Annotated in this window: 3 protein-coding genes; all 3 read right to left on the bottom strand. The window is 60.9% G+C overall.

The window, feature by feature from the left end:
• Positions 1 to 1,083, bottom strand: a 1,083-nt coding sequence (locus tag ENZ74_RS27245; RefSeq protein ID WP_206522336.1) for an AAA family ATPase, incomplete at its 3' end; no start/stop codon positions are given.
• A 44-nt stretch (positions 1,084 to 1,127) separates the two neighbouring features.
• On the bottom strand, positions 1,128 to 1,865 hold the full coding sequence (locus ENZ74_RS27240; RefSeq protein ID WP_013533682.1) for a pilus assembly protein CpaD: 738 nt from the start codon (positions 1,863 to 1,865) through the stop codon (positions 1,128 to 1,130).
• 14 nt (positions 1,866 to 1,879) lie between these two features.
• On the bottom strand, positions 1,880 to 3,010 hold a 1,131-nt coding region (locus ENZ74_RS27235), incomplete at its 5' end, for a type II and III secretion system protein family protein (protein WP_164761245.1).

Raw genomic sequence — 3,010 nt, 5'->3', positions numbered from 1 at the left:
CAATGATCCGCCGCCCAAGCTGATCATCAACCAGGCCGGCGAAATCTCCGGGCGTTTCGGGACGCCGGCCTGGTTGATGATCAGCTTGGGCGGCGGATCATTGGGACGAAGCCGCTTGAGCATATCGATGAGGTTCTTGGTGTTGCGCAGATTGGCAAGTTCCGGTGTCGCGGTGATGACGATCTCGTCGGCCTTGACCAAGGTGTTCTTGGTCCAGCCCGTCCAGGCATGGGGGACGTCGAGCACCAGAAGCGGCACGCTGCGCTGGGCGGTGTCGATGAGCTGAACGAAGGCCTCTGGATCGAAATCATAGACCCGTTCGAGCGTCGAAGGCGCCGCCAGCAGCGACAGATGCTCGGCGCACTGGGTCAGCAGCCGGTCGAGATAGACTTCATCGATGCGTTCCGGTGAAAACACCGCCTCGGCGATGCCTTGCGCCGGATCCTGGTCGAAATTGATGTTGGCGGTGCCGAAAGCCAGATCGAGATCGGCGACGACCACTTCGGATTTGAACAGGGAGGACATCGCCCAAGCCACATTGTGGGCGATCGTCGAGGAGCCGACACCGCCCTTGGCGCCGACGAAGGCGATCGAGCGGCCGAGCGGCTCGGCTTCCGGATCGATGAAAATCGACGACACCACGCTGACGATGTCGGCCATCGAGACCGGAGCGATCACATATTCGGAAATGCCGTTGCGGATGAGTTCCCGGTAGAGGCCGACATCATTGTAGTGGCCGATCACCACCACCTTCGACGTCGGATCGCAATATTCCGAAAGCTGGGCGAGTTGTTCCAGCAATTGCTTGGGCTCGCTGCGCGATTCCAGCAGGATCAGATTGGGCGTCGGCGCCGATTGGTAGAATTCGATGGCAGTGGGAACACCGCCCATGTGGACCTTGAGATGCGCCTTCGTCATGCGACGGTCCTCGCCGGCGCGCTCGACCGGGTTGGCAACACCCTCGGTCTCGCAGAATGCCTGGATCGAGATGCGCGGGATCGGCCGCAACGCCTGCATCGCGGCGATGTCCTGCTGCGAGGTATCGCTGCCGTCCACCGGGGCGTCGTAGGCAAGGTTGCTCATCGTCATGCTCTCTCCCGTGGCCTGTTCTATCCGAGATTTGCGGCTCAGTACGTCACTTCCGAATTGCCGAGGAACTCTTCCGAAATGCCTCTCTTTTGGTAAACATCGATGGCTTGGCTACGATTTGCCGGATCAATATTGGCAGATTTACGCGGGCCGAGCAGGTCGGCGGGATTGGCCATCTGGGCGGCAAGATTGTTCTGATAGGAGCAGCCGAAGTCGGCATAGTGCTTGTTCTCCGATGTCTCCATAAGATCTTCGGGCCAGCGGCCGCACTTATCGGTCTGGGCTTTCACCGAGATATAAGCAACGCGAATCGGGGCAGAGGCTTCGGCGGAGGCGGACTGATAGGAGGTCACGACAATCCGATTGCGCTTGATGCCGCTGGCAACCGCCAGCCGGGCGAAATCGCGGGCCGCCGTGGTCGCGGCGACCTCGTTGGCCGATCCGCTCGGGACCTGGATCGTCAGCGTCGGGGCGGCACTTCTGTCATAGCCATCCAGGAAGCCAAGAAGCGTATCGCGCTGGGAGCCGGTCATGCCGCGGTCACCGGCGCCGACAGGCAGGTCGATCTTCTGATTCTTCTCGGCGATGACGATCGGATGGTTGGTGCGGTAATCGTCCGGAATGGCGCCGACCGTGATGCTGTCGCGCTGGGCGCAGCCGGCGAGCAGCGCCGCCACCGCAACCGCCAGGACAGGAACGGCTCGCCGGCAGACCCGTGAACGGCCGAGACGGGTCGTTGCGGCGATGGTGCTTGCCTTCAATGCTGACTGAGACATGTCCGCTTCCCCGCTTACTTGTAGATGAAGCCGACAACGCCGTGGTAGCGGCCATTGGGCTTGTCGGTCTGCATGGTGCCGTAGACGCGATTGACGCGGCCAAGGAACATGCCGGCGCCATCGCTGGCGGCGTTGAAATTGTCGTCCGGCTTGGCAAGGTCGTTGCGCGCCACCGGCTTAACCAGATAGGGCGTGATGATGATGACGAGCTCGGTCTCGTTTCGCACGAAATCCCTGCTGCGGAAGAGCGCGCCAAGCACCGGGATCTTTGTCAATCCAGGCAATCCGTTGACGGCTTGCCTGACATCGTCGCGAACCAGGCCGGCGATCATCATGGAGCCACCGGATGGCAATTCCACCGTTGTGTCGGCAAGGCGCTTGCGCAGCGACAGGGCATTCATGCCGGGACTCGTCACGCCTGAGGAGAACGATACGGATCCCTCGGTTGTCGGCTCGGAAACCGACGTCCTGACTTTCAAACTTATGCGGCCGGGAGACAACACAACCGGCTGGAATTCCAGGCCGATGCCGTACTCGATCTTTTCGACGCTGTAGGTCTTCAGGCCGGTCTGGTTGTCTTGCGATACATTTGCCGAGACACCCGTGACCATATTGTATTCACCGCCGACCTTGAAGGTTGCCTTCTCGCCCGACACAGCCGTCAAGGTCGGCTCGGCCAAGGTCTTCATCACCCCGGACTGCTCCATAGCGTTCACATAAGCCTGCAGTCCTGAAGCGCCGATTTGAAAGCCGGAATTCGACAGCTGTTTGCCGAGACCCGTGAAGTTGTCGCTGATTGCGCCGTAACTAATGCCGTTGCTGCCGCCGCTGCCAACCATGTTGACGCCGAGCTGCTTCATCACCGAGCGGCTGACTTCGGCGACCGTGACCTTCAGCGTGACCTGGTCGTCGCCAATGATCTGGATCAGGTTGACGATCTGGCTGGTGCGGCGCTCCTGGTCCGGATTGTTGATGTCGACACCGCTCTGGGCCGAGCCGCCAGCCGCGGTCTGCGAATATTGTCCCGTCGTCGCTTCACCACCCGACACGAACATGTTCGCCAACTGTTCGGCGCGCTTGGCATCCAGGGGGGTATCCACGGTTCCTGTGAGAACGACGTTGTCGTTCAGCAGTTCCACCTTGAC

This window comes from Mesorhizobium sp. M7A.F.Ca.CA.002.15.2.1, assembly GCF_003998715.1.
Lineage (GTDB): Bacteria > Pseudomonadota > Alphaproteobacteria > Rhizobiales > Rhizobiaceae > Mesorhizobium > Mesorhizobium ciceri.
This window is presented reverse-complemented; position numbering and strand designations above follow the sequence as displayed.

Coding starts and splice junctions, on each gene's coding strand:
- ENZ74_RS27240 (WP_013533682.1), bottom strand. CDS start 1,865: ATGTCTCAGTCAGCATTGAAGGCAAGCACCATCGCCGCAACGACCCGT.